Origin of the sequence: Ensifer soli, assembly GCF_041928815.1 — a bacterium.
Classification (GTDB): Bacteria; Pseudomonadota; Alphaproteobacteria; order Rhizobiales; family Rhizobiaceae; genus JBHFEI01.
Window position 1 is genome coordinate 526,893 of sequence record NZ_JBHFEI010000001.1, and the last position, 26,572, is coordinate 553,464.

The following is a 26,572-nucleotide window of genomic DNA, read 5'->3' on the forward strand; positions in this document are numbered from 1 at the left end:
GGAACTCCGGCGGCATTCGGCCGCGTTCGGACAGCGGCGATCATCTCGGCGCCACACTGCCGGACGGCGCGGGCCGCCGCCTTGATCGAGATCAAGCGACAACGCCGCCCTGGGCCTGATGGGCCCGGGCGGCGTCGCCCCCTCCCCGAACGCCGTTCCGGCACGGCCGCGCCGCGACCCTGGCTCTCGGAACGGCATCGGAACCGGATGCCTTTCGGTTCAGCGTTCGCCGCCGCCCAGCGAATGGACGAAGACGGCCAGCTCCTTGACGGTCGTCTCGCCGAGACGCTCCTGCCAGGCGGGCATGACGCCCATGTGCGGCGCCCGGATCTGCGCGGCGATCTCGGCCTCCGACGATCCGTAGAGCCAGATCGCATCGGTCAGGTCGGGAGCGCCGAACTCGCGGCTGCCCTTGCCGTCCTCGCCATGGCAGGCGGCACAGTTGGCGGCGAAGAGGTCCTTGCCGGGCGCGACCGACGCCGCGTTGGCGACGGTCCCGCTCAGGCTCTTGACGAAGGTCGCGACCTGGCGGATCTCCTCGCCCTTCAGCATGTCGGCAAAGGCCGGCATCACCGAATCGCGGGTCTCGGCGTCCTGCGCGAAGCGGATGCCGTGGGCGATCGTCTGGCGGATCTCCTCCGCCTTGCCGCCCCAGAGCCAGTCGTCGTCGTTGAGGTTCGGAAACCCCTTCGAGCCTTCGGCGCCGGAGCCGTGGCACTGGACGCAGTTGACCTTGAAGGCGGCGGAACCGGCCGAGACCGCCACGGTCCTCAGTCCCTCGTCCGCCAGGATCTCGTCGACCGGCCGGGCGGCGATCTCCGCCGAATAGGCCGCCCGCGCCGCATCCGCCGCCTTCATCTCCTCGCCGACGGCGGCACGGCTCGACCAGCCGAGCATGCCCGTGGTCGAGGAGGAGATCAACGGCCAGGCCGGATAGGCGATGCAGTAGCCGATCGCGAAGAGGATCGTGGCGTAGAAGGTCCACAGCCACCAGCGCGGCAGCGGATTGTTGAGCTCCCGGATGCCGTCCCATTCGTGTCCGGTGGTGGCCACGCCGGAGAGTTCGTCAATATGGTTCTCGCTCATCTCACTCGTCCTTCAACGGAATGCCGGCGGCATCGCGGCTCATGTCCTTGCTGCCGGGGCGGAAGGCGAAGGCGCAGGCGAGGACGAAGAAGATCGCCATGGCCAGAAGCCCCCAGCTGTCGGCGAAGGTGCGCATCATCTGGTAGTCCATTCCCGTCCTCCTACCGGTCGCCGCCGGTTTCGTCGTAGGTCTTGAAGTCGACCAGCGTGCCGAGCATCTGCAGGTAGGCGACGAGCGCATCCATCTCGGAGACCGTCTGCGGATTGCCGTCGAAATCGCCGGTCTTCACCTTGGCGTAGCGGGCCTCGAGGCCGCTCGTGTCGGCATCCGGGGTCGCCTGCGCCTCGAGGTCGGCCCTGGCATTGTCGATCATCTCCTGCGTGTAAGGCACGCCGACGCGGCTGTTCGCCGTCAGGTGGCCGGAGATGTTGGTGATCTCGAGCGGCGTCGTGGCGAGGAAGGCATAACTCGGCATGATCGATTCCGGCACGACGGAGCGCGGCTCGACGAGGTGCTGGACGTGCCAGGCGTTCGAATAGCGGTCGCCGACGCGGGCGAGGTCCGGGCCCGTCCGCTTCGAGCCCCACTGGAACGGATGGTCGTACATCGATTCCGCCGCGAGGCTGTAATGGCCGTAGCGCTCGACCTCGTCGCGGAAGGGCCGGATCATCTGGCTGTGGCAGACATAGCAGCCCTCACGGATATAGATGTTGCGGCCGGCGAGTTCGAGCGGCGTGTAGGGCCGCATGCCCTCCACCGTCTCGATTGTGTTCTGCAGGTAGAACAGCGGCGCGATCTCGACGATGCCGCCGACGGTGACGACGAGGAGGGAGCCGACGAGGAGCAGCGTGGCGTTGCGCTCGATGATGTGATGCTTGTCGAGGATCGACATGGGTTAAGCTCCTATTCGGCGGGCTGCAGGCGGGGGGCGGCCGGGGCGCCCATCGGCGCCTCGTCGCGTTGGTAGCCGAGGATGGTCATCGTGACGTTGAAGGCCATGACCAGGGCGCCGGCGAGGTAGAGGCCGCCGCCGAGCGCGCGGATCAGGTAGTAGGTATGCAGGGCCGCGACGCTTTCGGCGAAGGAATAGACGAGGAAGCCCTGCGCATCGTGCTCGCGCCACATCAGGCCCTGCTGGATGCCCGCGACCCACATCACCGCCGCGTAGACGACGATGCCGAGCGTCGCCAGCCAGAAGTGCCAGCCGACCATGCGCAGCGAATAGAGCCGCTCGCGGTTCCACAGTTTCGGCACGAGGAAGTAGAGCGCGCCGAAGGCGATCAGCCCGTTCCAGCCGAGCGCGCCCGAATGCACGTGGCCGATGGTCCAGTCGGTATAGTGGCTCAGCGAATTGACCGTCTTGATCGACATCATCGGGCCTTCGAAGGTCGACATGCCGTAAAACGCGATGGCCGCGACCATCATGCGCACGATCGGGTCGGTGCGCAGCTTGTCCCAGGCGCCCGACAGCGTCATCAGGCCGTTGATCATGCCGCCCCAGGAGGGCATCCACAGCATGATCGAGAACACCATGCCGAGCGTCTGCGCCCAGTCAGGCAGCGCGGTGAAGTGCAGGTGGTGGGGGCCTGCCCAGATGTAGAGGAAGATCAGCGCCCAGAAGTGGATGATCGAGAGGCGGTAGGAATAGATCGGCCGGTTCACCTGCTTCGGCACGAAATAATACATCATCCCGAGGAAGCCGGCCGTCAGGAAGAAGCCGACGGCGTTGTGGCCGTACCACCATTGCGTCAGCGCGTCCTGCACGCCCGAGAAGGCGGAGTAGCTTTTCGCACCGAAGAACGAGACGGGGACCGCCAGGTTGTTGACGACGTGCAGCATGGCGATGGTGACGATGAAGGACAGGTAGAACCAGTTCGCCACGTAGATGTGCGGTTCCTTGCGCTTCAGGATCGTGCCGAGGAAGACAACGAGATAGGCGACCCAGACGACGGTCAGCCACAGGTCGACATACCATTCGGGCTCGGCATATTCCCTGCCGGCCGTAACACCGAGCAGGTAGCCGGTCGCGGCCATGACGATGAAGAGCTGGTAGCCCCAGAAGACGAACCAGACGAGGTTGCCGCCGAAGAGCCGTGCCCGCGAGGTGTGCTGTACGACGTAGAAGGAGGTCGCCAGCAGCGCATTGCCGCAGAAGGCGAAGATCACGCCCGAGGTGTGCAGCGGCCGCATCCGGCCGAAATTGAACCAGGGCTCGATGTTGAGGTCGGGAAAGGCGAGCTGCAGCGCCACCACGACGCCGACGAGCAGGCCGACCACCGCCCAGACCATGGTCGCGATCACGCCGTAGCGGATCGGCTCGTCCATGTAGGCGGACGGATCGGCGACGGGGACGGTCGCGAAGTTCTCCCGGCGCAGGAGCACGACGACGGAGGCAAGCAGGACGAAGGCCAGCACCCACATATGGGCGGCGAAGACTTTTTCCGTCGCGAAACCGGCGGCGAGCACGGCAAGGAAACTGCCTATGCTCAAACTGATGATCGACTGTGCGTGTCGCATGAAGGAATCCCCGACTTTTCTGTGCCGGGAACACTTCGGCGATCAAGGCCGGTTCGGCCTTGATCTATGTCAAGGTTTTGCGCGCCGCTTTCGGACAGGCTGCCGTCATCGGATCTGTTTCGGGAGCGCGTTGATGGCGGTGGACGAGAGGAGAATGGAGGCCTGGCCGCATGGCTGCGAGATCGGGTGCCTCTCGCCGGAGGACCTCGCCGGGATGGACATCGGCGAGGCGATGGCGCTGATCCATGCCCGCAAGGTGTCACTGTGCGGCGAGCTCGAGAACATCGCCGATTCGCTGCCCGGCGGGATCGACGCGCTCGACTGCCTGGTGGCGGCAAGCCGCCTCCTGCCGCTGCTGCGCCGCGCCCATGCCTTCGAGGAGGCGCGGATCTTTCCGGCCTACGACGCGCTGACGGCCGGCGGGGGACCGGCCTCGACCGCGCGGCTGCGCGCCGAGCATATCGAGGACGAATGTTTCGCCGCAGACCTGACCGAGATCCTGCTCTCGGTCGGCCATGGCGGACGGGTGGAGAATGCCGAGACCTTCGGCTTCATGCTGCGCGGCTTCTTCGAAGGGCTTCGCCGGCACATCGCCTTCGAGAACGAGCACGTCGTGCCGATCATCCGCGACGCGGCGATCAGCCGCCGGAGCGCTGTCTGAGCCGATCGATGCTGTCGACGGTGATGTGGCGGTTCTGCGCAATGCCGATCACGCCCTCGACCTTGAGCTTGGTCAGCTGCCGGCTCACCGTCTCGATGGTCAGGCCGAGGAAATCGGCGATCTCCAGGCGCGACATCGGCAGGTCGAAGGAGGTGGCGCCCGAGGCGGCGCCCGCCTCCGGATCGATGTAGCTCGCGATCAGCAGGAGATAGCTCGCCACTTTCTCGAGCGCCGTCTTGCGCCCGAGCGTCAGCATCCAGCTGCGCGCCTCGTCGAGCTCCCGGAGCGTCTGCGCGTGCAGCCGGTGTTCGAGCTCGGGCGATTCGCGGATCAGCCGGTCGATCGTCCGCTTCGGGAAGGAACAGAGCACGACGCCGGTCGCCGCCTGCGCGGTGATCGCGCTTTCGGCCTGGAACGGCCGGCCGAGGAAATCGGGGGCGAACTGCAGGCCGACGATCTGCTCGCGCCCGTCCGGCAGGCTTTTCGTCAGCTTGACCACCCCGGAGAGGATGTTCGAATAGCCCTCAACCGTCTCCGCGTCGCCGACCAGTTCGCCGCCGCTGTCGACATGGTGCTTCGACGAGGTCTTGGCCAGCGCCACGAGCTGCTCGGGCGCCAGCGCCCCGCAGACGCCGCGATGGCGCGCCTCGCAGGCCATGCAGAGCACCGGTATGCCGGCCGTGTGAACGTCCTGTCTGCGGCTCATCACCATTCCACGTCTTTGCGCGACCGCGACCGGCAGGGGGCGCAGCCGCGGCGGGTTGATCGAAATCAAGGAGCAACCAGCACCTGTGCGCGACAATAGGCCAAATCCGCCGGAAGTGAAAAGCCCCATGAATGACGCACCCGCCCTGCCCCCGATCGAGACCGCGCCGCGCTACACCAGCTATCCGACCGCGCCGCACTTCCATTCGAGCGTCGGCCCGCAGACTTTGGCGGCCTGGATCGCGGCCATACCGCCGGTCGACGAGGTCAGCCTCTATCTCCACATCCCCTATTGCGACCAGCTCTGCTGGTTCTGTGCCTGCAACACCAAGCACACGACCCGCTACCATGTCGTCGAGACCTATCTCGCCAGCCTGAAGGCGGAAATCGCGGCGGTCGCGGCGCGGCTGCCGAAGCGCGTGCGCGTCTCCTCGGTCCATTACGGCGGCGGCTCGCCGACCATCCTGACGCCCGACGACCTCACGGACCTCGACCGGGCCCTGCGCGGCGCCTTCACCCTGACCGACGATGCCGAGGTCAGCATCGAGATCGACCCGCGCGACATGGACGAGGGCCGCTACGACGCGCTCGCCCGGATCGGCGCCACCCGCGCCAGCATCGGCGTTCAGGATTTCGACACGCGCGTGCAGGCGGCGATCAACCGCCACCAGAGCTTCGCGATGACGCGCGAGGCGGTCGTCGCCTGCCGGGCGCGCGGCATCGCCTCGGTCAATCTCGACCTCGTCTACGGCCTTCCCCTCCAGACGGTGACGAGCGTTTCGGCGACCGTCGCCGAGGCGCTGACGCTGAAGCCGGACCGCATCGCGCTTTTCGGCTATGCCCATGTTCCCTGGTTCAAGAAGCACCAGACGCAGATCCGCCCGGAATGGCTGCCCGGACCTGAGGACCGGCTCGACCAGTCGGCCGCGGCACGGACGCTGATCCTTGGCGAGGCCTACGATCCGGTCGGCCTCGACCATTTCGCCCTTCCGCCGGATTCGCTGTCGCTTGCCGCCCGCACCGGCCGGCTCAGGCGCAATTTCCAGGGCTATACGGCCGACCGGGCCACGACGCTGATCGGGCTCGGGGCATCCTCGGTCAGCCAGTTCCCGCAGGGCTACGCGCAGAACGCCACGGCGGCGGCCGTCTACGAGCGGATGATCGGCGCAGGCACGCTCGCGACCGCGCGCGGCATCGCGCTCACCGACGACGACCGCGTGCGCGGCTGGATCATCGAGCGGCTGATGTGCGATTTCGGCTTTTCAACGCGCGACGCGCTCGGGCAGTTCGGCGCGGCGGCGAAGTCCGTGCTCACGGAGGCCGAGAGGATCGCCGCCGCCGAGGGCGGCACCCGTTGCCTCTGGAACGACGGCGCCTTCCGCATCACCGCCGCGGGACGGCCCTTCGTGCGCCAGATCGCCGCCCGCTTCGACGCCTATCTCCGCGACGGACCCGCACGACATTCGCTCGCCGTCTGAGCCCTTGCCGCAAGAAACGGGGACGCCAGAGCCGTCATCGTTTCCCGCCGTTCTGCTGCTCGCGTTCGAGGCGCATGCGACGCAGCGCCTCGGTCTTGCGCGCCGTCTGCGCGCGGCTTTCCTCGATGGCGTCCTTTGCCGCCTTCTTGGAAAGGTCGAAATCGCCGCGCGGCGAGGCCCCGCGCGGCCTGCGGGCGGCCTTTTCGTCCTGATCCGTCACGATCCCTGACCCTCCTCACATCGTCGGCGTGCCGTTTTCGACATTCCGGATAGGCCGGCGGCTCGGGTCGGTCATTCAATTAGTTTAACGCGGCCTCGATTGCCGGCGCCGGACGGGAATACCGAACCAAACGGCCGCTCATGCGTTTCATAGGCGTCAAACAATTCCAACGAAGGAGGTCTCCCATGGACTGGAATCGCGTCGAAGGAAACTGGAAGCAGGTCAAGGGCAAGATCAAGGAACAGTGGGGCAAGCTCACCGACGACGATCTCGACCAGATCAACGGCCGCCGCGAGCAGCTCGAAGGCAAGATCCAGGAGCGCTACGGGATCGAGAAGGACCGCGTTACGCGCGATGTCGACAGCTGGTACGGCAATCAGTCCTGGCACTGACGCTCTCGGCTTTCCCCTTCATGGACCCCGCTTCGGCGGGGTTTTCTTTTGGCTTGATCTCTGCGGCGAAATAGAACAAAATAGGAACATTCGCAGGAGGCCGGGATGCGCAATCTGGAAGACGTGCTGAACAGGACCAAGGATATCGTGGCGCAGTCGCGCGCCTTTCGCGAGCGTCAGCGCCAGTTTCGCCTCGACGTGCAGCGGATCATCGATCCGCCGGTGACGAAGACCGGACAGTTCTATTTCGTCTTCGACCGCCCGGAAGAGCCGGTCCGGCATTGATGGCGGTCGTCGAGAGAAGGCCCTGCCGGCAGTCGGACGCGATGTGGCCCTGCCTCCCGGAGGCGTCCGCTGCCGGGTATGGCGAGGTGGATGCGCTCGTCCGCCGTCACGGGGGCGATTGGCGCGCGGCGATCGCACGCCTTGCCGACGAGCGCCGTCTGCTGCGCCAGCGGCTGGCGCTGGCAGAGATCGTCCTTGGGCTCGGGGATGCGGGCCTTGCAGGCCTTTCCGGACCCGCGGACAGACGCTGACGCAACACGGGCGTCAACGCGGTTCGCGCTGGAGGTTGAGGTAGGTTGGATCGAATTCGGCAATGTGCCGCAGCGCTGCCCAGTCGAGGATCTCGATCTGGTGGTTCGCCCAGGTGAGGACGCCGTCTCCGCGCAGGCTCTGCAGCGTCTTGTTGAGATGGACGACCGACATGCCGAGCACGTCGGCAAGCACGGTCTGGGACACCGGAAACTGGAAACTGTCGCCGACGACGCGCCCGACCACCGACAGGCGCATGAAGAGTTCGCAGACGAGATGGGCAAGCTGGGCCTTGCTCGAGCGCCGCCCCATCGCCACGATCCATTCCCGATGGATGGCGGCGTCCTTCAGCGTGTCGAGCCAGAGCATCCGCGTCAGGTGCGGCTCCGTTTCCGTCACCTTGCGCAGGTCGGCATGGTCGACGACGACGATGCTGCAGGCCGACAGGGCGAGGATGCCATGGTCCATGGTCTTAAGAAGAAAGGCATGGAGGTCGACGAAGTCGCCGGCGATCTGCAGGGCGGTGATCTGGCGCCGGCCGTCCTCCAGAAGCTTGTAGCGCGCGGCGAACCCGTCGATGATCAGCGTGCTGACGCCCGGGCGGGCGCCCTGCGAGACGATGTCGCTGCCGGAACCGATGGTCGAGGCACGGCAGCAGATCGCCCGCAGGATCGCCTTCTCCTCCTCCGAGAGAACGTCACGGCATTCGAGATTGGCGAACAGGCATTCGATCACGAAACGCTCCAGATCGTGCGGTTTGCGCCGCGCCGCCGCGAGGGGAGAGCGGCCGGCCGGGACGGGCCGACCACGGAAAGCCACGGCGGACGCGTCTAAAATCCCGATGAAATCTAGGAAGGGACGAGAGGAAGTCACGGACGGAGGCGCAAATTTTGTCGCCCGCGGCGTCAGGAGGGCATGGTGCCGTCATGATTGCAGAAGCAGAGATCGAAACGCAGCCGCACCACGACACGGGTGACGTGCGCCTCGTCGCGGACATGCACCTCGAGCGGCCGGTCGCTGCCCGGCGGTCCGTCATGGGCGATTTCGGTCAGCACGGTCTTGGCCTCGGCGATGGCGTCGCCGACATCGGCAAAGTCGAAGGGCTGCTCGATCGAGACGACGCCGTCCTGGTCGTGCACGTCGAAATAGAAGGTTGGCATACCGTCACCGCTCATTTCGGATTGCAGACACGAGACGCGCGCTCGCAGGCCATGCGCCCACAACGCTTGCGGGCGCAGATGGTTCAACGCCCCTGCCTCCCCCTCCAGCCGCGGCGAGGGCGTTCCGGCGACATAGGAGACGGGCGTGGCCGAAGAACACCGGCATGGCGGGAACAAAGTGCCGCCCGAGAAAGTTTTCAGGTCAACCGAAAGCCAAGGAAAGGAAGTGGACCATGCTTAAAGGTATTGCACTCTGGCTGATGGGCGTCCCGCTCGCCGTCATCGTTCTTCTTTACATGTTCGTTTTCTAATACGAACAGCAAAACGCGCCGGTCTTCGCATGAGGACGGCGCCGTTCCCGTCGGCTCTTCTCATTTAGGAAGAGCGACGGCTGCGTCACACGGTCGTCGCAGGCGCGTGACAGGGGTGGCGCACCTTATAAATTCGTCAATGCGGCCCGCGGCGTCGGTTGAACAACCTCCCCTGCCCGGACGAACGAGGGAGGTCATCCGGCCGGAGCACTGTCATGCAGAACCGATCATCCCTTCTGTCCCACCTTATCTGCGGCGCGCTCGGCTTCACCTTCACGCTGGCGGCGGCCAATGCCGGACTGGCGCGCCTGCTTGACGCCTGCATCATCGCCATGCAGTAGTGGATCCGCGCCTCCCCTTCGGGAAGGCCGGGCTTTCCGGAAACGCGCGACGGCATGCCATGATGCAGAATGCCGGTCCCTCATGCGGAACCGGAACACGGGTCGCGCATTCTTGCCGCTCCGAAATCCCTTCCATACGCAGCAAGGACGAACCCATGAAGATCAGGGCCGGTTTCACCATCGCCTATGAATGCCCGCAGGAGACCGTGATGATCCTGGCGCTGAACATCCATCCCTCGCGCCGGGCCGACCTGCTCACCGAGCAGGTGCTCACCTTTGACCCGCCGGTCGACGCGCGCGGTTATCTCGACGGTTTCGGCAACGCCTGCACCCGCATCATCGCCCCCGCCGGCATGACGACCATCTCGACGGAGTTCGAGATCTACGACGACGGCCTGCCGGAACCCTTGCCCGTCCACGCCGTGCAGCACGAGATCAAGGACCTGCCCGACGACATCCTCGTCTACCTGCTCGGCAGCCGCTACTGCGACACCGACCGGCTCGCCGATTTCGCCTGGAAGACGTTTGCCCATGTGACGCCCGGCTGGCCGCGCGTGCAGGCGATCCTCGATTTCGTCCACGGTCACATCACTTTCGACTACCAGAAGGCGAATGCGATGCGCTCCGCCCATGACGGCTTCCTGGAGAAGACGGGCGTCTGCCGGGACTTCGCCCATCTGGCGATCACGCTCTGCCGATGCATGAATATTCCGGCACGCTACTGCACCGGCTATCTTGGCGATATCGGCGTGCCGAAGGACCCCAATCCGATGGACTTCAGCGCCTGGTTCGAGGTCTATCTCGGCGGCAACTGGCACCAGGTCGATGCCCGCCACAACACGCCGCGCATCGGCCGCATCCTGATGGCGACCGGCCGCGACGCGACCGACGTTGCGCTGTCGACCGCCTTCGGCCCGGCGCTGCTCAAGCAGTTCGACATCGTCACCGACGAGATCGCCACAGAGGAAAGCGTCACGGCCTGAAGGGACGGCGGGAACAATGTCGTGATCGGCGCGTTGTTCGTCCCATCGGAGCCGTGACCCATCCCGGCCCCGGCGCCGCCCTGGCTCCCAAGGCAGGCGGCCCGATTGAGCCCGCCGGACCTCCTCCCCCGGCGGGCATCTTTTTGCCGGCGGGACGGCCATCGGAAGGGGATGCCCATGCAGGAAACGCTTGACGAGCTTGGCGCCCGGACGAATGCGCACAGGCAGCTCCTCGTCCACCTGGTTACGCTGCTCGCCGGCCAGCCCGGTGGCGCGCAGGCGCTCGAACGCCTCGCCGAAGAAACCGAATCCGTCGTCGATCACGAGGAAGACCCTGGCGTGACCACACCGTCCGCCTATGGCGTCCAGGCCCGGACGAACGCGGAAATGTGCCGCATCCTGAGAGACGGCCTCGAACGCAGCGCGCGCCAGGCCGACCCCACCTCCCCCCGCGAGGAATAACCGATCCCGGGGATGCCCCGGCAAAACGGCCGCCGGACCGATCGTCCGGCGGCCGTCGCTGTCGTGGCGATGTTCAGGCAGCCTTCTTCTTGCCCTTGGTGTTCGCGGATGTGCCGGCGAGATCGCTCAGGGCCATGTCCGTCGCCGATTCTTCGGCGAGCGTCGCCGCGAAGAGGTCGGCCGCCTCCTTCATGCCGAGCTGGGTGGCCCAGGCCTTCAGCGTTCCGTAGCGGGTGATCTCGTAATGCTCGACCGCCTGCGCCGAGGAAATCAGGCCGGCATCGAGCGCGGGAGACCCCTTGAATTCCTCGATGATCTCCTCGCCCTCGGCAATGATGCCCTGGATCGCCTCGCAGGTCTTGCCGCGCGCCGGCTTGCCGATCAGCTCGAACACCTGCTGCAGCCGCTCCACATGGGTTTCCGTCTCGCTCTTGTGCTTCTCGAAGGCGGCCTTCAGTTCCTGCGACTGGGCGGCCCGCGCCATTTTCGGCAGCGCCTTCAGGATCTGGCGCTCCGCGTAGTAGATGTCCTTGACCGTATCCAGGAAGAGGTCGTTCAACGTCTTTTCTGCCATGTCGCGTCTCCTTGGTTGCGAGGCAGGTTGAACCGGAGAAAGGACGATTCGTTCCGGCCGGCGCGTAAGAATCAGCACCCGCCCTGAAGCACGCCCGACGGGCGATCGTCTGGGACCGGACGTCAATCCGTGACGCGGCCGTCCTGCGGAGCAGCGAGCGGATCCTGTGAGGACCCGGCAACGGGAGGAGAGGCTCTCTCGATGGTCAGGACGCAGCCGTTCGCATCCCTGACCTCGGCGATGAACCCGATCGCGGCAGGACGGCAACGGCCTCCGCATCGGCCGGCAGCGTCTGCCGGGCATCGCCGCGACCGGGGACGCGCCGGTGACGGCCGGCCTGCGCGCCGAGGACATCGCCATGACCCTCTCGGCACGGACGGCACTGCCTTTGGTCTCGACCCTGTCGAGGAACCTGGACCGCAACGCCCGCTGCACGGCAGGATCGAGGACCAGTTCTTCCTGCTGGCGACCGGCGCGGAACAGGTGGACGGATCGAGCAGGCCCGGGCAAGCCGCACCGGTGCCGGCGCCCGCCCGCTGAGGAGGCCGGGCGAAAACCGCCTCAGCTCCGGAACGTATAGTCCTCGATCGACTGCGGCTTCATCTCGATCGAGAAGCCGGGAAGGGAGGGCGGCATGTAGGCGGCGTTCTCGATCCGGCAGGGGTCGAGGAAATGCTCGTGCAGGTGATCGACGAACTCGATGACGCGACCCTCCTTGGTGCCGGAGACGACGAGGTAGTCGATCATCGACAGGTGCTGCACATATTCGCACAAGCCCACGCCGCCGGCATGGGGCCAGACCGGCAACCCGTATTTCGCCGCCATCAGCAGCACCGCCAGCACCTCGTTCAGCCCGCCCATGCGGCAGGAATCGATCTGGACGATGTCGATCGCGCCATTGGCGATCATCTGCTTGAAGATGATGCGGTTCTGGCACATCTCGCCGGTCGCGACCTTGACCGGCGCGATCGCCTCGCGGATCGCGCGGTGGCCGAAGACGTCGTCCGGGCTCGTCGGCTCCTCGATGAAGAACGGCTTGTAGACGGAGAGTTCCTTCACCCAGTCGATCGCCTGGCTCACCTCCCAGACCTGGTTGGCGTCGATCATCATGTAGCGCTCGTCGCCGATCACCTCGCGGGCGATCCTGAGCCGGCGCTTGTCATCTTCCAGATCGCGCCCGACCTTCATCTTGATATGGGTGAAGCCCTCATCGACCGCTTCCTGGCAGAGCCGGCGCAGCTTCTCGTCGCCGTAACCGAGCCAGCCGGCCGAGGTCGTGTAGCAGGGATAGCCTTCCCGCTTCAGGATCTCGATCCGCTCCGCCTTGCCGGCCTCGGCCGCCTTCAGGATGGCGAGCGCCTCCTCGGGCGTCAGCGCGTCGGTCAGGTAGCGGAAGTCGACGATGGAGAGGATTTCTTCAGGGCTCATCTCGGCGACGAGCTGCCAGACCGGCTTGCCGGCCTCCTTGGCGAGCAGGTCCCAGACGGCGTTGACGACGGCGCCGACGGCGAGATGCATCGCGCCCTTGTCCGGGCCGATCCAGCGCAGCTGGCTGTCGCTCGTCACATGGCGCCAGAAGCGGCCGGGGTTTTCGCGCACCCAGCCGAGATCGAGCCCGACGACGAGATGGGCGAGCGCATCGATCGCGGCGCAGCAGATCTCGTTGCCGCGGCCGATGGTGAAGGTCAGGCCGTGGCCGGTGAGATCGGCCCGGTCGGTCGCAAGCACGACATAGGCCGCGGAATAATCCGGGTCGGGGTTCATCGCGTCCGAGCCGTCGAGGCTCTTCGAGGTCGGGAAGCGCAGGTCGATCGAGCGCAGGCCGGTGATCTTGGTCATGAATGCGTCCTCCTTGATCCTGTTCAGATGTCGGCGCGAAACGTCTGCTTCTGCGTGCCGAGCCCGTCGATGCCGAGCTCGACGACGTCTCCGGGCTTGAGATAGCGCGGCGGCTTGAAGCCCATGCCGACGCCGGGCGGCGTGCCGGTGGAGATGACGTCGCCCGGATGCAGCGACATGAACTGCGAGAGGTACGAGACGAGGAAGGCGACGCCGTAGACCATCGTCCTCGTCGTGCCGTCCTGCACCGTCTCGCCGTTGACCGTCAGCCACATCTTCAGGTTCTGCGGGTCGGCGACCTCGTCCTTCGTCACCAGCCAGGGACCGATCGGGCCGAAGGTGTCACAGGACTTGCCCTTGGTCCACTGGCCGGCCCGCTCGATCTGGAAGGCGCGCTCGGAGACGTCGTGCGAGACGCAATAGCCGGCGACATGGTCGAGCGCCTCGGCTTCCGTCACATATTTGGCTGTCTTGCCGATGACGACGCCGAGCTCGACCTCCCAGTCGGTCTTCTCCGAGCCGCGCGGGATCAGAACGTCGTCGTTCGGGCCGACAATCGCGGACGTCGCCTTCATGAAGATGACCGGCTCCGGCGGCACCGCCATGCCGCTCTCGGCGGCGTGGTCGGAATAATTGAGCCCGATGCAGATGAATTTTCCGGTACCGGCGACACAGGCACCGATGCGGCCATCCTCCAGCACCGGCAGGCTCGCGGGGTCGAGCGCCGCGAGTGTCACCAGTCCCTCGGGCGAGATCGCCGTGCCGCCGATATCGGACACGTGAGCGGAGAGGTCGCGGATCGTGCCGTCGCTGTGAAGGAGAGCGGGCTTTTCCTGGCCGGGTTGGCCGACGCGCATCAGTTTCATCGAAAACGTCCTGTTGGAATGTCAGATGGTCCAGCCGCCGTCGATGGCATAGGCCTGGCCGGTCGTATAGGTGGCGGTGGCGAGATAGACGGCGAGGTCGGCGATTTCCTCCGGCGTGCCGATGCGGCCGATCGGCTGGCGGGCGATGAAGGCAGCGCGCGCCGCCTCGAAATCGCCCTGGGCGCGCAACCGGTCCTGCAACGACGGGCTTTCGACCGTGCCGGGGCAGATGGCGTTGCAGCGGATGCCCTGCGCCACGTAATCGGCGGCGACCGACTTGGTCAGGCCGATCACGGCGGCCTTGGTGATCGTGTAGGCGGCCCGGTTCGGCACGCCCTTGATGCTGGAGGCGACGGAGGCCATGTTGACGATGGCGCCGTCCTTCTTCTCCAGCATCGTCGGCAGCACGGCGCGGATCATCCGTACCATGGCGCGCACATTGAGGTCGAAGGCGAAATCGAGATCGCGCTCGCTCATCTCGAGGATCGTGCCGGCGTGGACGAAGCCGGCGCAGTTGAACAGCACGTCGAACGGGCCGGTCTCGGCGACGACGGATGTCACGGCCTCGTCCTTCAGCACGTCGAGCACGCGCGTGGTGACTGCCACCTCGCCGTCGAGGCTTTTCAGCGCGTCGGCATTGATGTCGGTGGCGACGACGCTGGCACCGGCGCGGGCGAAGGCGAGCGCAGAGGCGCGGCCGATGCCCTGCGCGGCGGCGGTGACGAGGACATTTTTGCCGTGAAGCGGGAGGGACATGGAATGCTCCTTGTGACGTGCGTCAGGCGGCCGGGCGACGCTCGACGACATAGATGTGGTCCGCGGCGAGCACGACGGCGCCGGCCTGGTTGATCACTTCGGTGCGCTCGATCACCCGGCCGAAGCCGGCACGCTTCGGATCGTCCTCCTTGGCCGTGATCGTCACCCGCGTGCGGATCGTGTCGCCGATGAAGACCGGCCTGACGAAGCGCATGCGGTCATAGCCGTAGGAGAAGGCGACCGGGTTGACGACGCTCGCCGTCAGGCCGACGCCGATCGAAAACACCATCGTGCCATGGGCGATGCGCTGGCCGAAGGGCGTCGTCTTCATGAACTCGGCATCCATGTGATGGGGGAAGAAATCGCCGGTATGGCCGGCATGGACGACGAAATCCGTCTCGGTGATCGTCCGGCCGAACGTCTCCCGGCTGTCGCCGATCGCATAGTCCTCGAAATACTTCGTCTGTTCCATGGTTCGTCCTGTCAGGGGCGCTTCGCGAGCGGCGTTGCCGGAGACGCGCTGGAGGCATAGGCCGCCTCGACGAGCGCCATGGTCATCCACGCATCCTCGACGGAGGAGACGAGGGTCGTGTCCTCGCCGGAGGCAAAACGTTGAAGATTGGCCATACGGCCGGTGAAGGCATCGGGGAACCAGGTTCCCGTCAGCGGCACGGAAATCCAGCCGGCCCCGCCTCTCGGGTGGATCTCCAAGATGTCCGGCTCGCCGCGCGGATAATCGAGATTGACGCCGAGTTGCAGATAGGCAGCACCCTCCGTGCCGGAGATGGTGAAGCCGCAGGCCTGGTGCCGCCGACCGAAGCGGTGGTCGTGGTTGATCGAGAGGGCGCAGCGGACGCTTTCGCCATAGTCGAGGATCGCCGTCGTGCGGGTCTGGGCCATCGTGTGGGCGGGATGGCCGATTGACTTGGCATGCACGCCGTTCGGATCGCCGAGCAGTTCGCGGATGACATCGAGATAGTGGATCGAGTGCATGGCGATCTCGATGCGCGGCAGGCCTTCGAGGAAGGACCAGAGATGCCAGGGCGTATCAAGCACGAGATGCACGTCGACATCGACGACCTCGCCGAGCAGGCCTTTGCCGATCGCGTCCTTCAGCGCCAGCATCATCGGCGCGAAGCGGAGCTGGAAATTGACGGCGGCCTTGAGGTTTTTCCGCCGGCAGATGTCGAGAATCTCCGTGGCGGCGACAAGATCCGCGCCCATCGGCTTCTGGATCAGCACGGCGGCGCCGTCCGGTAGGCTTTCAAGCACTTTCGCGTGCGCCGCCGGCGGCGTTGCGAGATCGAAGACGGCGCCTTCGACGGCAACGGCCTCCTCGACGGACGCATAGGCCGTGACACCCCAGGTCTTCGCCAGCGCCTTCGCCTTGACATGGTCCGGATCGTAAAGCCCGGCGACCGGAAAGCCGCCCTTGCGATAGGCGGGGACATGCGCGTCGCCGACGATCGAACCGGCGCCGAAAATGACGATCGGGCGCGGGCGCGACGGCACAGGCCAGGACTGGATAAGGGAGGTGGGGTCGACATCAGGCATGGAAGAACACCTCTTCCATCGACGCCCACCATTCGCCCTCCTTCCGCGTCTCCAGCGGCGACTGGCAGGGCATGCAGACGGCCCACCATTCCTGCGTTTTCGGGTCGGCCGCCATCTTCGCCATATCGGCGGCGTAGTCCGCGCCGTGATATTCGAAGAAGGAGAAGAGCAGGTTTTCCGGCTCCTTCAGGAAGATGGAATAGTTTTTGATGTTGCAGGCGGAGATCATCGCCAGCACTTCGGGCCAGACGGCGGCGTGCAGGCGCTTGTAGTCCTCGATCTTTTCCGGCTTCAGGCCGATCACCATGCCGATGCGCTGCATCCTGCCCTCCCTCACCGGATCTCGCGGCTGAATTCGGCGATCGCGCGGCTGCCGATCGCGTCCCAGTCCCACTCGATGCCGAGGCCCGGCGTCATCGGCGCCAGCGCCATGCCGCCTTCTATCGCCAGCCGCGAGGTGGTGATGTCATCGAGCTGCGGAATATATTCGACATATTTTCCGTTCTGCACGGCGCAGGTGAGGCTGACATGCAGCTCCATCAGGAAATGCGGGCAGACGGGGATGTCGAAGGCTTCCGCCGCATGCGCCACCTTCAGCCAAGGGGTGATGCCGCCGATGCGGCCGGCATCGACCTGCACGATCGAGCACCCGCCCTTCTGCATGTATTCGCGAAAATGCCGGATCGAATAGAGCGATTCACCGATGGCGATCGGGGTCGAGGTCGATCGATTGAGCCGCACATGGCCGTCGATGTCATCGGCCGGCAGCGGTTCCTCCAGCCAGGCGAGGTCGAGCTCGCTGAGCCGCTCGGCCCGGCGGATCGCCTCGTCGACGGCAAAGCCCTGGTTGGCGTCGGTCATGATCTCGTAGCCGTCGCCGACCGCCTTCCTCACCGCCGACAGCCTGGCATAGTCCTCGGAGCCATGCGGCTTGCCGATCTTCACCTTGGAACCGCGAAACCCCTTCGATTGCGCGTCCAGCGCATCCTCGACCAGCGCTTCGGCCGGGATGTGCAGCCAGCCTCCCTCGGTGGTGTAGAGCGGGCAGCGGTCCTTCGCGCCGCCGGCAAGCTTCCACAGCGGCAGCGTCTGCTTTCGCGCACGCAAATCCCAAAGGGCCGTGTCGATGGCGGCAAGGGCGATGGCGGTGATCGCACCGATCGTCGTCGCGTGGGTCAGAAACTCCAGCTCGTGCCAGATCGCCTCGATGCAATCGGCGTCGCGGCCGATCAGGCGCGGCGCCAGATGATCGGCGAGAAGCCGCATCACGGAGGAGCCGCCGGTGCCGATCGTGTAGCTGTAGCCGGTGCCCACAGCCCCGTCCGAATCCGTAATGGTGACGAGCGGCGTTTCCTGGCTGACAAAGCTCTGGATGGCGTCGGTGCGCTCGACCTTCGGGCGAAGGTCGACCATGGCGAGCTCGATGCGTTCGATCCGTGCCATGTCAGGCCCTCAAGGTTGCGCCGCTGTCGCGGTCGAAGAGATGGGCCTGCGACAGATCGAAGCAGAACGGCAAGGTCTCGCCCGGGGTCAGCCGGCGCGGGTTGAGCATGCGGCCGACCCATTCGGCGCCGCCGAACGAGGAGAAGACGAGCGTCTCGTTGCCGAGCGGCTCGGTCAGGATCACCGGCAGGTCGAGTGTGTGGACGTCGGCCTCGTGGCCGGAATGGATGCCGTGGCCGGCGGGGTAAAGATCGTCGGGGCGCAGGCCGAAGGTGACCTTCCGTCCGGCGGAAACACGATCGCGGAAACGGGCCGGCAGCGGCAGGCGGTCGCCATTGGCAAAGACCAGTTCACCGCCCGAGACCTCGGCATCCTTCAGGTTCATCGGCGGCGAACCGATGAAGCCGGCGACGAATTTCGACTTCGGCCGCTGGAACACATCCTCCGGCGTGCCGACCTGCTCAATATGGCCGTCGCGCATGATGACGATGCGGTCGGCGAGCGTCATCGCCTCGACCTGGTCATGGGTGACGTAGATGACGGTCGACTGCACTTTTGCGTGGAGTTTCTTGATCTCGACGCGCATCTGCGTCCTGAGCTTGGCATCGAGGTTCGACAGCGGCTCGTCGAAGAGGAAGACGTCCGGATCGCGCACGATCGCCCGGCCCATGGCGACGCGCTGGCGCTGACCGCCGGAGAGCTGCGACGGGCGCCGGTCGAGGAGATGGGTGAGGTCGAGCGTCTTTGCCGCCTCCTCGACCTGCGGCGCGATCTGCTGCGGCGTCTGCCCGGCGATCTTCAGCGAGAAGCCCATGTTTTCGCGGACCGTCATGTGCGGATAGAGCGCATAGGACTGGAAGACCATGGCGAGGTTTCTCGCGCGCGGCGGCAGGTCGTTGACGATGCGACCGCCGATCCTCAGGTTTCCGCCGGAGATCGGCTCCAGCCCGGCGATCATCCGGAGCGTCGTCGACTTGCCGCAGCCGGACGGGCCGACCAGCGCGATGAACTCGCGGTCGGCGACCTCCAGATCGATGCCATGGACCACTTCGACCGCGCCGTAACGCTTGACCAGCTTTTCGAGGGTGACGGTTGCCATGGACTATCCTTTGACGGCGCCGGAAGTGAGCCCGGACACGAGATGCTTCTGCACGACGAAGGTGAGCACGAGGGCGGGGATGATCATGACCACGGCGAGCGCGCACATGCCGCGCCAGTCGATGGTGAACTCCGCCGTATAATCGAGCAGGCCCACGGGCAGGGTCTTGGAATTGACGGAACGGGTGAGCTGCGAAGCGAGCGCGAACTCGTTCCAGGAGGTGAGGAAGGCGAAGATGCCGGCGGACGCGATGCCGGGGCCGGCGAGCGGAAACTCCACCTGCCAGAAGGCCTGCCAGCGGGTGCAGCCGTCGATCTGCGCGGCCTCGGCGAGATCCTTCGGCACCTGGCGGAAGAAGCCGTCGATCAGCCAGATGGTGAAGGGCACGTTCAGCGCCACATAGGCCGCGATCAGGCCGAAATGCGTGTCGATGATGCCGAGCTTCGAATAGACGAAGAAGAGCGGCAGCGACAGGGCGATGCCGGGCACCGTGCGTGTCAGCATCAGGCCGAGGAAGATCGAGGACTTGGCGCGGAAGCGGAACCTTGCGAAGGCATAACCGCCGGCCATGCCGATCGCGAGCGCGATCGCCGTCGAGGTGACGGAGACGATCAGCGAATTGCGGAAATATTCGATGATCGGGATGCCGCCCTGGCCGACGCCGGAGAACATCGCGACATAGGCGTCGAGGGAGAGATCCTGCGGCACCCAGACCGGCGGCTTCGCCATGATCTCGACCGTCGGGCGGAAGGAGGCGAGCACGATCCAGAGCCCCGGCAGGCAGATGACGGTCATCGCCAGGAACAGGCCGATCTTGTGAGCGGCCGACAGGAGGATGCCGTTGATGCGGGCCTTCGCGTTCTCGTTCATCGTCGCTCTCCCCTTACCATTCGGCCGCGATCTGGGTCCGCGCCGCCGAGAGCTTGCGGAAGAAATAGACGGTGAAGAGGATGGAGAGCAGGATCGCCACATAGGCCATGGCATTGGCGAGCCCCATGCGGGCATCGGCATAGGCGGTGCGCGACACGAGCGTCCAGAGCAGCTCGGTGCGCTTGGCCGGGCCGCCATCGGTCATGATCTTGACGATGTCATAGGCGCGCGCCACGTCGAGCGAGCGGATGGTCATGGCGATATAGGCAAACGGCATGATGAACGGCCAGGTGACGTAGCGGAAGGTCTGAAAGGGCGTGCAGCCGTCGACGCGCGCCGCCTCGATCGGCTCCTTCGGCATGGCGAGCAGGCCGGCGAGGATGAGGATGGCGAAGACCGAGGTCGACGACCAGACTTCCGCGACGAGGATGGCGATGAAGGCGAGGGTGCCGTCGATCAGCCACGGGATCGCCTGCGTCATCAATCCCAGCGATTGCAGCGCGTTGTTCACCAGGCCGATATTGTCGTTGAACATGAATTTGAACTGGAAGCCGACGAGGATCGGCGAGAACATCATCGGGAACATCATGATGGTGCGCAGGATGCGCTGGCCGCGCGTCGCCTTCTCGACCAGCATCGCAAGGCCGAGGCCGAGCAGCATCTCCACGTTCAACGCCACGGTGAGCAGCAGCACGGTCCGGCCGAAGGCCGTCCAGAACTCGATGTCGGCGAGGATGCGCGCATAGTTGCGGAAGCCGACAAACGTGTAGAGCGAGGCCGGCTGCGTCAGCCGGAAGGGCGTGAAGCTCGAATAGAGCGACAGGATCAGCGGAATGATCACCACCGCCGCCAGCACCAGGATGGCGGGCAGCAGAAGCAGAAAGGGTGCCGGCGGTCTCCAGCCTTTCATATCGGCTTCTCCTGAACTTTCACGAATGCGGGGGACGATGGCGCCCGTCGGGGCAGGCCTCGTCCGGAACGCCAGACGGCGTGAAGGGCAGCGCCGGTCGGAACCGGCGCCGCCCGGGGGACAGTCTCAAAGCGCGCCGGCGTCCTCGAGGATCTGCGTCGCCTTGGCGGCGGCGGCATCCAGCGCTTCCTTCGAGGTCTTGTCGCCGAGGATGGCGGCCTGAAGCTCCGGATAGACGGCGTTGGAGATCTCGATCCAGGACGGCGTCTGCGGCACGGCGAAGGCGTGCTTGGCGGCTTCCTGGAACGCCGTCAGCACTTCCTTCTTGTAGGGATCGCCGGCGGCCTGCGCGACATCCCAGTCCCAGACGGCGGTGCGGGTCGGCAGCGGGCCGGCGGCGGCTTCCAGCTTCTGGCTGTCCTCGTTGGTGAGGAACCAGACGAGCGAGGCGGCCGCCTCCTTGGCGGCGCAGCTCTCGGTTACCGAGAAGCCGTGATGGCCGGACCAGCCGGTGCGCTTGCCCGACGATCCCGCCGGCTGCACCTTGACGCCGACATTGCCGGCGACCTTGGAGGACTTCGGGTCGTTGAAGAAGGTCGCCCATCCGGGCCAGTCGAGATTGAGCGCGATCGTGCCCGAAGCAAAACCCTGGCCGAGATCGTCCCAGAGATAGTTGGTGGTGCCGGCCGGAACCGCCTTCGCCTTGTAGAGGTTGACGAACCAGTCGAGCGCGCGCACGCCGGCTTCGGAGTTGAAGGCGGGCCTGCCGTCCGCGTCGAGATACTCGCCGCCCTCGGCGACCAGCATCTCGTAGAAGCGGCCATTGATCGCCTCTTCCTTGCCGGCGAACTGGGTGCCGTAGAAATCCGGCGGGCTGGCGAAGAAGGTCGCCTGGTCGGTCACCTGCTGCCAGGTGTCCGGCGGCGCGAGATCGTAGCCGTATTTCTCCTTGAAGGCGGCCTTCTTGGCGTCATCTTCGTAGAGGCTCTTCTGGTAGTAGAGCGCCGAGACGTCGAACTGGGCGCGCGGCAGCATGACGAGCTTGCCGTCGAGCGTCGAGGCCGCGATGTTGGCCGGCACGAAGGCGTCGATCTCCTCCTTCGGCAGCAGCGCCGAGAGGTCGGTGTAGATATCCGGGTATTGCGGCGCGAAGGACGAATGGTTCGAGGCGACGCACCAGGTGATGTTGCCGGTGGCGATGTCCGACTTGATCTCCTTGTCGAGCTCGAAGTGGTTCTTCTTCGACAGCACGTTCACCTTCGCCCCGGTCGCCTTCTCCCAGTCGGCGATGCGCGCGTAGAGCGCCTCATACTGCTGCCCGCCGATGAGTTTCGCATCGACGGTGACGCCTTCGAATTTTCCCGGCAGATCCGCAGCCATCGCGGACCCCGCCAGCACGCAGAGCACTGCACCGGCCGCGACGCCCGCTCGCAATCTCGACATGTTATCCTCCCGTTTCACAGCCCTCACCCATAAGAGCTTCATTCATATACAAACCAATTATTCATTCATCGTCAAGCCTTCCGCCGTATTTCCCGCCATTTCCCCATTGTCAGCCGCACATTCTGCGCCTATGAATTTCATCATTCACTGGAGGGGCCCACGTGTCGGAAGACGAAAGCGATCGCTACCGCGCGCCGGCGCTCGACAAGGGGCTCGACATCCTGGAGCTTCTCGCCGCCGTCGACGGCGGCCTGACCCAGGCGGAGATCGCCAAGCGGCTCGACCGCAGCCCGAACGAGTTCTATCGCATGCTCGACCGGCTGGTGAGACGCGGCTACGTCACCCGCATCGACGGCGATCGCTTCTCCCTGACATTGAAGCTCTTCGGGCTGGCGCAACTGCATGCGCCGGTCCGCCGGCTCGTCTCCTTCGCCGTGCCGCTGATGCGGGAACTGGCCGAATCCTCGCGCCAGGCCAACCAGCTCGTCGTCTTCGACCGGGGGAATGCCGTGGTCATCGCCCAGCAGGAAGCGCCGGGCTACTGGGGCATTTCCATCCGCGTCGGCTCGCGCATCAGCCTGTTCGACACCGGCTCCGGCCATGTCCTGCTCGCCTTCCGCTCGGCGCGCGAGCGCGAGCGCATGGTCGCGGAAAACGGCAACGGCCTGGAGAGCCGGATGACCCCGGATTTTCTCGCCCGGCTGGAACTGATCCGCTCGCGCGGCTACGAGATGATGCCGAGCGCCCAGACCGCCGGCGTCATCAACCTCTCCTCCCCCGTGCTCGGCGCCGACACCATGGCGATCGCGGCGCTGACGGTGCCCTACATCACCCTGATCAACACGCCCGTCGCCCCGGACATCTCGACGACGATCCAGCTCCTCGGCGAGACGACGCGGCGGCTTTCCGAAATGGCCGGCGCCGGACTGACGGACGAACGGACGTAAAAATTCGTATTTGAACGGGCGATTTTCCTGTGGCAGGGTCGTCGCCATCCCGAGGAGCGCTGATGATCATCGACACCCACCTGCATCTCATCTATCGCGACCGGCTCGCCTATCCCTGGCTTGCCGGCGTGCCGGCGCTTGATGCCGACTTCCCCTACGAGACCTATGCGGGCGAGGCGCGGCGCCTCGGCATCGGCGCGGCATTGCACATGGAGGTCGACGTGGCGGAGGCGGACATCGCTGGCGAGACGGCGATGGTGAAGGGTCTGGCCGGGGCTCCCGGCAGCCTGCTCGCCGGCGCGATCGTCGCCTGCCGGCCCGAATCGCCTGCCTTTGCCGGCGAACTCGACAGCGCCCTCGCCGATCCCTTCGTGCGCGGCTTTCGCCGGGTGCTGCATGTGATGCCCGACGACCTCTCGGAAGGCGCGCTCTTCCGCGAGAACATCCGCCGGCTCGCAGGAACCCGCCTCGCCTTCGATCTCTGCGTGCTGCCGCACCAGATCGACAGGGCGATCGCGCTCGCCGATCTCGCGCCGGACGTCTCCTTCGTCCTCGACCATTGCGGCGTGCCGGACATCAGGGGCGGCGGCTTCGGCGCCTGGGAGGGCCCGCTGGCCGCGATCGCAAAACGTCCGAACGTCACGGTCAAGCTGTCCGGCATCCCCGCCTATGGCGCGGACACCTGGACGCTCGAGGATCTGAAACCCTATTTCGCCCATGTGGCGGAGCGTTTCGGCTTTTCCCGCATGGTCTGGGGCAGCGACTGGCCGGTCTGCACGCTGGGCGGCGGACTGTCGACCTGGATCGGCGCGACGCACGCGTTGCTGTCCGGTGTCAGCCGGGAGGAGAAGGCGGGAATTCTCGCCGGCAACGCGGCGCGGCTCTGGCGGATCGACCGGCCGGCGTGACGGCGCCGCAGCCGCAGACGCGGCGGAAGCGCTTTCCGCCACGCTGCCCGGGGCAGCAGCCGACGGGAGGCGGATCGGCCCGCTCGAAAGCCCTTATCGAAAGCTTTCGAGGAACAGGTCGTTGAGATCGGCGATCGCCTGTCGCGCCGGCTCCCGGCCCGTGACGGCGCGGTTGATGCGCTGCGACGCCGCCTCCTGGAACGGCATGTAACCGTCATGGCGCGGCCGCAGCCAGGCGCCCTCCAGCGTGGCGCGGGTGTTGCGGTAGAAGCCGAGCGTGGCGGCGTTCGCGGCGTCGTCCTCCCAGCCCGCCGCATGGCCCGGCTGGCCGCCGGAGCGCCAGTAGCGATCCTTCTGCACGCCTGCGCCGGCGATCCAGTAGGCGACGTCGATCGCCGCGTCGCGATGGGCGGAGAAGGCGGAGACGGCGATCCCCGTGCCGCCGAGCGCGGAGCCGATCGGCCCGTGCGTGCCCGCCACCGGCATGTCGGCAAAGGCGATCCGGTGCGCGCGGAATCCGTCGAGCGCGTAGCTGACATAGCCGTAGACCAGCGGCGCCAGGATGGCGGACGAACCGGCCTCGCCCATCCGGTCGAGCACGGCGATCGGGTCCATGTCGAGGCAGGCGGGATCGCAGAGGCTTGCCAGTTCGCGGATCATCTCGATCGCCCGCGCACCGATATCGGCGTCGGCGAAGGGTGCATCCGGCGTGACCGAGCAGGGACGTCCGAGATTGCCGCAGAGCGTGAACAGGCACATCAGCGAATGGGGCGGGCGCAGCGGCAGGAGAACCGCGCCGGTCCCCGCCAGCGCCATGACCGCGTCCCACGTCGCCGGCGGTGCATCGAGCCGGTCGGGGCGAAAGGCGAGCACCTGGGTCGCCGCGTCGATCGGGAAGGCCCATTGCCGGCCCTGCCAGTTGTAGCTCGGGAAGGAGGCGCCGACGGTGCCCTGCGCCAGCGCGGCAAAGTCCGCCGCGCGCTCGGCGCGATCGAGCGGCGCGAGGCAGTTCTCCGCGGTGATCTGCCCGACATGCGGATGGTCGATGACGATCAGGTCGTAGCGGCGCGCCAGTTCCTCGACCGGAAAACTCTCGAAATCCTGCAGCGAGCGCTTGTCCCAGTCGATCGCAACCCCGGTCAACGCCCGCCAGTCCGCCGAGCAGGCGACCATCGGATCAAAGCCGCGCGGATGGCTCCAGGTCATGCCCTTCAGCGTGATCGACATCAGGCGAACTCCGCGCGGATCTTCGCCGTGTGCTCGCCGACCTTCGGCGCGGCCCGTCCGGAGACGGGCCGGCGGCCGTCGACGCGGACGGGGCAGCGGGTGGTGTCGATCGTCACGCCGTCGTCGCGGGTCACCGTCTGCAGCATGTCGAGCAGGCGGAAGCCCTCGCTCGCCATCAGGTCCGGCCATTCGAGCACGCGCGAACACCAGATGTCGGCGGGTTCGAGGATCGACAGCCAGTGATCGACGGTTTCCGAGGCGATCCTTTCGGCGATCAGGCGCTTGATCGCGTCGCGCTCGGTGAACCAGGCGCGGCTGTCGTCGCGATAGGGGGCGAGCGCGGCGATGCCCAGCAGATCCTGCAGCCGGCCGAGCGGGGTCATGGCGATCGCCAGATAGCCGTCCTTGGCCGGATAGACGCCGTAGGGCGCGGAGAGATAGGCATGCGCGCTGCGGAAATCCGAGCGCCTCGGCTTGCGCCCGCCGTCGTTCAGATGGGTGGTCAGCACCTCAAACTGGAAGTCGACGAGGCTTTCGAGCAGGCTCGTCTGGATATGGGCGCCGCGACCGGAAATGCCGCGCCGGACGAGCGCGGCGAGGATGCCCTGGCAGGCATTGGCGCCGGCGAGCATGTCGGCGACGGCGAGGCCGAAGGGCACCGGCCCCTGCCCCTCGTCGCCGTTCAGCCACATCAGGCCGGAGCGCGCCTGGGCGAGCAGGTCCTGCCCCGGCCGCGCCACCCAGGGGCCCTCCTCGCCGTAGCCGCTGATCGAGGCATAGACGATCGACGGATTGATCGCCGTCACCGCCTCGTAGCCAAGGCCGAGCCGCTCGATGACGCCGGGGCGGAAATTCTGGATCAGCACGTCGGCCTTGGCGATCAGCCGTCGCAGGAAGGAAAGGTCGTCGGCGCTCTTCAGATCGAGGCCGAGGCTCTCCTTGCCGCGGTTGATGGCGTGGAACAGGGTCGAATCGCCGCCAAGCTCGGTGTCGCTCAGATAGAGACGGCGGGACAGGTCGCCGCCATCCGGACGCTCGATCTTGATCACCCGGGCGCCGAGGTCGAGCAGCCGCAGCGAGCAATAGGGCCCGGACAGAAACTGGCTCATGTCGACCACGGTCAGGCCGGCGAGCAGCCCGGCATCATCCTGCATTCCGATATCCTCCCGAGGCCCTGCGGGCGGCCCCATCCTGCCGAAACATTCTTATTTAAATTACCCGTTCATATATGGGATGTTCGGCAGGGTCTTGTCAACGGCCGCGACGCGACGTTCGGGACGCGAGG

General features: G+C 66.2%; 31 protein-coding genes. 9 read left to right on the top strand and 22 right to left on the bottom strand.

Going from position 1 to position 26,572, the window contains the following annotated elements; genetic code table 11:
* Positions 1-219 precede the first annotated feature (219 nt).
* The 4 genes from ccoP to ccoN are packed head-to-tail and all read right to left on the bottom strand — an operon-like array spanning position 220 to position 3,604.
* Positions 220-1,086, bottom strand: a complete 867-nt coding sequence (gene ccoP, locus ACEVQ6_RS02390) for a cytochrome-c oxidase, cbb3-type subunit III (RefSeq protein WP_374887278.1) — start codon at positions 1,084-1,086, stop codon at positions 220-222.
* 1 nt (position 1,087) lies between these two features.
* Complete coding sequence (locus tag ACEVQ6_RS02395) at positions 1,088-1,237, bottom strand: cbb3-type cytochrome c oxidase subunit 3 (protein WP_374887279.1); 150 nt, start codon at positions 1,235-1,237, stop codon at positions 1,088-1,090.
* A 10-nt stretch (positions 1,238-1,247) separates the two neighbouring features.
* Positions 1,248-1,979 carry a cytochrome-c oxidase, cbb3-type subunit II gene (gene ccoO / locus ACEVQ6_RS02400; protein WP_374887280.1) on the bottom strand — a complete coding sequence of 244 codons (732 nt, stop codon included), beginning with the start codon at positions 1,977-1,979 and terminating at the stop codon, positions 1,248-1,250.
* A gap of 11 nt (positions 1,980-1,990) precedes the next feature.
* The gene (gene ccoN, locus ACEVQ6_RS02405) at positions 1,991-3,604 is read right to left on the bottom strand and encodes a cytochrome-c oxidase, cbb3-type subunit I (protein WP_374887281.1); all 1,614 of its coding nucleotides are present in this window, start codon (positions 3,602-3,604) and stop codon (positions 1,991-1,993) included.
* Between the two features lie 133 nt (positions 3,605-3,737).
* Here ccoN and ACEVQ6_RS02410 point away from each other — a divergent pair, with 133 nt between their 5' ends.
* Complete coding sequence (locus tag ACEVQ6_RS02410) at positions 3,738-4,265, top strand: hemerythrin domain-containing protein (protein WP_374887282.1); 528 nt, start codon at positions 3,738-3,740, stop codon at positions 4,263-4,265.
* Here the strand turns inward: ACEVQ6_RS02410 and ACEVQ6_RS02415 are convergent.
* Complete coding sequence (locus tag ACEVQ6_RS02415) at positions 4,243-4,971, bottom strand: Crp/Fnr family transcriptional regulator (protein ID WP_374887283.1); 729 nt, start codon at positions 4,969-4,971, stop codon at positions 4,243-4,245. The genes ACEVQ6_RS02410 and ACEVQ6_RS02415 overlap by 23 nt on opposite strands.
* Positions 4,972-5,098: 127 nt before the next feature.
* On the opposite strand from ACEVQ6_RS02415, the gene hemN reads away from it, so the two are divergent.
* Entirely contained in the window at positions 5,099-6,448 is a 1,350-nt protein-coding gene (hemN, locus tag ACEVQ6_RS02420) for an oxygen-independent coproporphyrinogen III oxidase (RefSeq protein WP_374887284.1), read from the top strand.
* A 34-nt stretch (positions 6,449-6,482) separates the two neighbouring features.
* Here the strand turns inward: hemN and ACEVQ6_RS02425 are convergent, their stop codons facing one another.
* Complete coding sequence (locus ACEVQ6_RS02425; RefSeq protein ID WP_374887285.1) at positions 6,483-6,668, bottom strand: hypothetical protein; 186 nt, start codon at positions 6,666-6,668, stop codon at positions 6,483-6,485.
* A 185-nt stretch (positions 6,669-6,853) separates the two neighbouring features.
* Between ACEVQ6_RS02425 and ACEVQ6_RS02430 the strand changes: the two genes are divergently transcribed.
* Together ACEVQ6_RS02430 and ACEVQ6_RS02435 are read left to right on the top strand one after the other, a co-directional pair.
* Positions 6,854-7,060: a CsbD family protein gene (locus tag ACEVQ6_RS02430; RefSeq protein WP_374887286.1), complete on the top strand. Its 207-nt coding sequence runs from the start codon at positions 6,854-6,856 to the stop codon at positions 7,058-7,060.
* Positions 7,061-7,165: 105 nt separating this feature from the next.
* Complete coding sequence (locus ACEVQ6_RS02435; protein ID WP_374887287.1) at positions 7,166-7,345, top strand: hypothetical protein; 180 nt, start codon at positions 7,166-7,168, stop codon at positions 7,343-7,345.
* A 264-nt stretch (positions 7,346-7,609) separates the two neighbouring features.
* Here the strand turns inward: ACEVQ6_RS02435 and ACEVQ6_RS02440 are convergent, their stop codons facing one another.
* Entirely contained in the window at positions 7,610-8,329 is a 720-nt protein-coding gene (locus tag ACEVQ6_RS02440) for a Crp/Fnr family transcriptional regulator (protein ID WP_374887288.1), read from the bottom strand.
* Between the two features lie 170 nt (positions 8,330-8,499).
* Complete coding sequence (locus ACEVQ6_RS02445) at positions 8,500-8,754, bottom strand: DUF6894 family protein (RefSeq protein ID WP_374887289.1); 255 nt, start codon at positions 8,752-8,754, stop codon at positions 8,500-8,502.
* A gap of 526 nt (positions 8,755-9,280) precedes the next feature.
* Between ACEVQ6_RS02445 and ACEVQ6_RS02450 the strand changes: the two genes are divergently transcribed.
* The 3 genes from ACEVQ6_RS02450 to ACEVQ6_RS02460 all read left to right on the top strand — a co-directional run bounded on the left by ACEVQ6_RS02450 (position 9,281) and on the right by ACEVQ6_RS02460 (position 10,851).
* On the top strand, positions 9,281-9,406 hold the full coding sequence (locus tag ACEVQ6_RS02450) for a hypothetical protein (RefSeq protein WP_374887290.1): 126 nt from the start codon (positions 9,281-9,283) through the stop codon (positions 9,404-9,406).
* A gap of 155 nt (positions 9,407-9,561) precedes the next feature.
* Positions 9,562-10,389: a transglutaminase-like domain-containing protein gene (locus tag ACEVQ6_RS02455; RefSeq protein WP_374887291.1), complete on the top strand. Its 828-nt coding sequence runs from the start codon at positions 9,562-9,564 to the stop codon at positions 10,387-10,389.
* A gap of 177 nt (positions 10,390-10,566) precedes the next feature.
* The gene (locus ACEVQ6_RS02460) at positions 10,567-10,851 is read left to right on the top strand and encodes a hypothetical protein (RefSeq protein WP_374887292.1); all 285 of its coding nucleotides are present in this window, start codon (positions 10,567-10,569) and stop codon (positions 10,849-10,851) included.
* Between the two features lie 73 nt (positions 10,852-10,924).
* Here the strand turns inward: ACEVQ6_RS02460 and ACEVQ6_RS02465 are convergent, their stop codons facing one another.
* From ACEVQ6_RS02465 to ACEVQ6_RS02520, 12 genes are all read right to left on the bottom strand, one after another.
* Positions 10,925-11,425 carry a YciE/YciF ferroxidase family protein gene (locus ACEVQ6_RS02465; RefSeq protein ID WP_374887293.1) on the bottom strand — a complete coding sequence of 167 codons (501 nt, stop codon included), beginning with the start codon at positions 11,423-11,425 and terminating at the stop codon, positions 10,925-10,927.
* Between the two features lie 561 nt (positions 11,426-11,986).
* Positions 11,987-13,264 carry an L-fuconate dehydratase gene (locus tag ACEVQ6_RS02470; protein ID WP_374887294.1) on the bottom strand — a complete coding sequence of 426 codons (1,278 nt, stop codon included), beginning with the start codon at positions 13,262-13,264 and terminating at the stop codon, positions 11,987-11,989.
* Positions 13,265-13,287: 23 nt separating this feature from the next.
* Positions 13,288-14,130: a fumarylacetoacetate hydrolase family protein gene (locus tag ACEVQ6_RS02475; RefSeq protein WP_374887295.1), complete on the bottom strand. Its 843-nt coding sequence runs from the start codon at positions 14,128-14,130 to the stop codon at positions 13,288-13,290.
* A 21-nt stretch (positions 14,131-14,151) separates the two neighbouring features.
* Positions 14,152-14,886, bottom strand: coding sequence for an SDR family oxidoreductase (locus tag ACEVQ6_RS02480; RefSeq protein ID WP_374887296.1), 735 nt, complete (start codon positions 14,884-14,886; stop codon positions 14,152-14,154).
* A gap of 22 nt (positions 14,887-14,908) precedes the next feature.
* Complete coding sequence (locus ACEVQ6_RS02485; protein ID WP_374887297.1) at positions 14,909-15,358, bottom strand: MaoC/PaaZ C-terminal domain-containing protein; 450 nt, start codon at positions 15,356-15,358, stop codon at positions 14,909-14,911.
* A gap of 11 nt (positions 15,359-15,369) precedes the next feature.
* Positions 15,370-16,440 (bottom strand): Gfo/Idh/MocA family protein, encoded by a 1,071-nt coding sequence (locus ACEVQ6_RS02490; RefSeq protein WP_374887298.1) that lies wholly within the window; start codon positions 16,438-16,440, stop codon positions 15,370-15,372.
* Positions 16,433-16,762: an L-rhamnose mutarotase gene (locus tag ACEVQ6_RS02495; protein WP_374887299.1), complete on the bottom strand. Its 330-nt coding sequence runs from the start codon at positions 16,760-16,762 to the stop codon at positions 16,433-16,435. The genes ACEVQ6_RS02490 and ACEVQ6_RS02495 overlap by 8 nt, the downstream gene beginning before the upstream one ends.
* An 11-nt stretch (positions 16,763-16,773) precedes the next feature.
* A complete protein-coding gene (locus ACEVQ6_RS02500; RefSeq protein ID WP_374887300.1) occupies positions 16,774-17,883 on the bottom strand; it encodes a mandelate racemase/muconate lactonizing enzyme family protein in 1,110 nt (369 codons plus the stop codon).
* A 1-nt stretch (position 17,884) separates the two neighbouring features.
* A complete protein-coding gene (locus ACEVQ6_RS02505) occupies positions 17,885-18,982 on the bottom strand; it encodes an ABC transporter ATP-binding protein (RefSeq protein ID WP_374887301.1) in 1,098 nt (365 codons plus the stop codon).
* 3 nt (positions 18,983-18,985) lie between these two features.
* Positions 18,986-19,852 carry a carbohydrate ABC transporter permease gene (locus ACEVQ6_RS02510; protein WP_374887302.1) on the bottom strand — a complete coding sequence of 289 codons (867 nt, stop codon included), beginning with the start codon at positions 19,850-19,852 and terminating at the stop codon, positions 18,986-18,988.
* Between the two features lie 13 nt (positions 19,853-19,865).
* Positions 19,866-20,762, bottom strand: coding sequence for a carbohydrate ABC transporter permease (locus ACEVQ6_RS02515; protein ID WP_374887303.1), 897 nt, complete (start codon positions 20,760-20,762; stop codon positions 19,866-19,868).
* A gap of 126 nt (positions 20,763-20,888) precedes the next feature.
* On the bottom strand, positions 20,889-22,205 hold the full coding sequence (locus ACEVQ6_RS02520) for a type 2 periplasmic-binding domain-containing protein (RefSeq protein WP_374887304.1): 1,317 nt from the start codon (positions 22,203-22,205) through the stop codon (positions 20,889-20,891).
* A gap of 161 nt (positions 22,206-22,366) precedes the next feature.
* Between ACEVQ6_RS02520 and ACEVQ6_RS02525 the strand changes: the two genes are divergently transcribed.
* Together ACEVQ6_RS02525 and ACEVQ6_RS02530 are read left to right on the top strand one after the other, a co-directional pair.
* Positions 22,367-23,152, top strand: a complete 786-nt coding sequence (locus ACEVQ6_RS02525; RefSeq protein ID WP_374887305.1) for an IclR family transcriptional regulator — start codon at positions 22,367-22,369, stop codon at positions 23,150-23,152.
* Between the two features lie 62 nt (positions 23,153-23,214).
* Positions 23,215-24,060 (top strand): amidohydrolase family protein, encoded by an 846-nt coding sequence (locus tag ACEVQ6_RS02530; protein WP_374887306.1) that lies wholly within the window; start codon positions 23,215-23,217, stop codon positions 24,058-24,060.
* 93 nt (positions 24,061-24,153) lie between these two features.
* Here the strand turns inward: ACEVQ6_RS02530 and ACEVQ6_RS02535 are convergent, their stop codons facing one another.
* Both ACEVQ6_RS02535 and ACEVQ6_RS02540 read right to left on the bottom strand, forming a co-directional pair.
* Positions 24,154-25,287: a type 2 periplasmic-binding domain-containing protein gene (locus ACEVQ6_RS02535; protein WP_374887307.1), complete on the bottom strand. Its 1,134-nt coding sequence runs from the start codon at positions 25,285-25,287 to the stop codon at positions 24,154-24,156.
* On the bottom strand, positions 25,287-26,441 hold the full coding sequence (locus tag ACEVQ6_RS02540; protein ID WP_374887308.1) for a CaiB/BaiF CoA transferase family protein: 1,155 nt from the start codon (positions 26,439-26,441) through the stop codon (positions 25,287-25,289). Before ACEVQ6_RS02540 ends, ACEVQ6_RS02535 begins: the two co-directional genes overlap by 1 nt.
* Positions 26,442-26,572: the final 131 nt, after the last annotated feature.

Coding starts and splice junctions, on each gene's coding strand:
- ACEVQ6_RS02430 (WP_374887286.1), top strand. CDS start 6,854: ATGGACTGGAATCGCGTCGAAGGAAACTGGAAGCAGGTCAAGGGCAAG.
- ACEVQ6_RS02465 (WP_374887293.1), bottom strand. CDS start 11,425: ATGGCAGAAAAGACGTTGAACGACCTCTTCCTGGATACGGTCAAGGAC.
- ACEVQ6_RS02505 (WP_374887301.1), bottom strand. CDS start 18,982: ATGGCAACCGTCACCCTCGAAAAGCTGGTCAAGCGTTACGGCGCGGTC.
- ACEVQ6_RS02495 (WP_374887299.1), bottom strand. CDS start 16,762: ATGCAGCGCATCGGCATGGTGATCGGCCTGAAGCCGGAAAAGATCGAG.
- ACEVQ6_RS02500 (WP_374887300.1), bottom strand. CDS start 17,883: ATGGCACGGATCGAACGCATCGAGCTCGCCATGGTCGACCTTCGCCCG.
- ACEVQ6_RS02470 (WP_374887294.1), bottom strand. CDS start 13,264: ATGACCAAGATCACCGGCCTGCGCTCGATCGACCTGCGCTTCCCGACC.
- ccoN (WP_374887281.1), bottom strand. CDS start 3,604: ATGCGACACGCACAGTCGATCATCAGTTTGAGCATAGGCAGTTTCCTT.
- ACEVQ6_RS02485 (WP_374887297.1), bottom strand. CDS start 15,358: ATGGAACAGACGAAGTATTTCGAGGACTATGCGATCGGCGACAGCCGG.
- ACEVQ6_RS02540 (WP_374887308.1), bottom strand. CDS start 26,441: ATGCAGGATGATGCCGGGCTGCTCGCCGGCCTGACCGTGGTCGACATG.
- ACEVQ6_RS02415 (WP_374887283.1), bottom strand. CDS start 4,971: ATGAGCCGCAGACAGGACGTTCACACGGCCGGCATACCGGTGCTCTGC.
- ccoP (WP_374887278.1), bottom strand. CDS start 1,086: ATGAGCGAGAACCATATTGACGAACTCTCCGGCGTGGCCACCACCGGA.
- ACEVQ6_RS02435 (WP_374887287.1), top strand. CDS start 7,166: ATGCGCAATCTGGAAGACGTGCTGAACAGGACCAAGGATATCGTGGCG.
- ACEVQ6_RS02475 (WP_374887295.1), bottom strand. CDS start 14,130: ATGAAACTGATGCGCGTCGGCCAACCCGGCCAGGAAAAGCCCGCTCTC.
- ACEVQ6_RS02410 (WP_374887282.1), top strand. CDS start 3,738: ATGGCGGTGGACGAGAGGAGAATGGAGGCCTGGCCGCATGGCTGCGAG.
- ACEVQ6_RS02460 (WP_374887292.1), top strand. CDS start 10,567: ATGCAGGAAACGCTTGACGAGCTTGGCGCCCGGACGAATGCGCACAGG.
- ACEVQ6_RS02515 (WP_374887303.1), bottom strand. CDS start 20,762: ATGAAAGGCTGGAGACCGCCGGCACCCTTTCTGCTTCTGCTGCCCGCC.
- ACEVQ6_RS02445 (WP_374887289.1), bottom strand. CDS start 8,754: ATGCCAACCTTCTATTTCGACGTGCACGACCAGGACGGCGTCGTCTCG.
- ACEVQ6_RS02395 (WP_374887279.1), bottom strand. CDS start 1,237: ATGGACTACCAGATGATGCGCACCTTCGCCGACAGCTGGGGGCTTCTG.
- ACEVQ6_RS02510 (WP_374887302.1), bottom strand. CDS start 19,852: ATGAACGAGAACGCGAAGGCCCGCATCAACGGCATCCTCCTGTCGGCC.
- ACEVQ6_RS02455 (WP_374887291.1), top strand. CDS start 9,562: ATGAAGATCAGGGCCGGTTTCACCATCGCCTATGAATGCCCGCAGGAG.
- ACEVQ6_RS02535 (WP_374887307.1), bottom strand. CDS start 25,287: ATGTCGATCACGCTGAAGGGCATGACCTGGAGCCATCCGCGCGGCTTT.
- ccoO (WP_374887280.1), bottom strand. CDS start 1,979: ATGTCGATCCTCGACAAGCATCACATCATCGAGCGCAACGCCACGCTG.
- ACEVQ6_RS02490 (WP_374887298.1), bottom strand. CDS start 16,440: ATGCCTGATGTCGACCCCACCTCCCTTATCCAGTCCTGGCCTGTGCCG.
- hemN (WP_374887284.1), top strand. CDS start 5,099: ATGAATGACGCACCCGCCCTGCCCCCGATCGAGACCGCGCCGCGCTAC.
- ACEVQ6_RS02480 (WP_374887296.1), bottom strand. CDS start 14,886: ATGTCCCTCCCGCTTCACGGCAAAAATGTCCTCGTCACCGCCGCCGCG.
- ACEVQ6_RS02520 (WP_374887304.1), bottom strand. CDS start 22,205: ATGTCGAGATTGCGAGCGGGCGTCGCGGCCGGTGCAGTGCTCTGCGTG.
- ACEVQ6_RS02530 (WP_374887306.1), top strand. CDS start 23,215: ATGATCATCGACACCCACCTGCATCTCATCTATCGCGACCGGCTCGCC.
- ACEVQ6_RS02450 (WP_374887290.1), top strand. CDS start 9,281: ATGCAGAACCGATCATCCCTTCTGTCCCACCTTATCTGCGGCGCGCTC.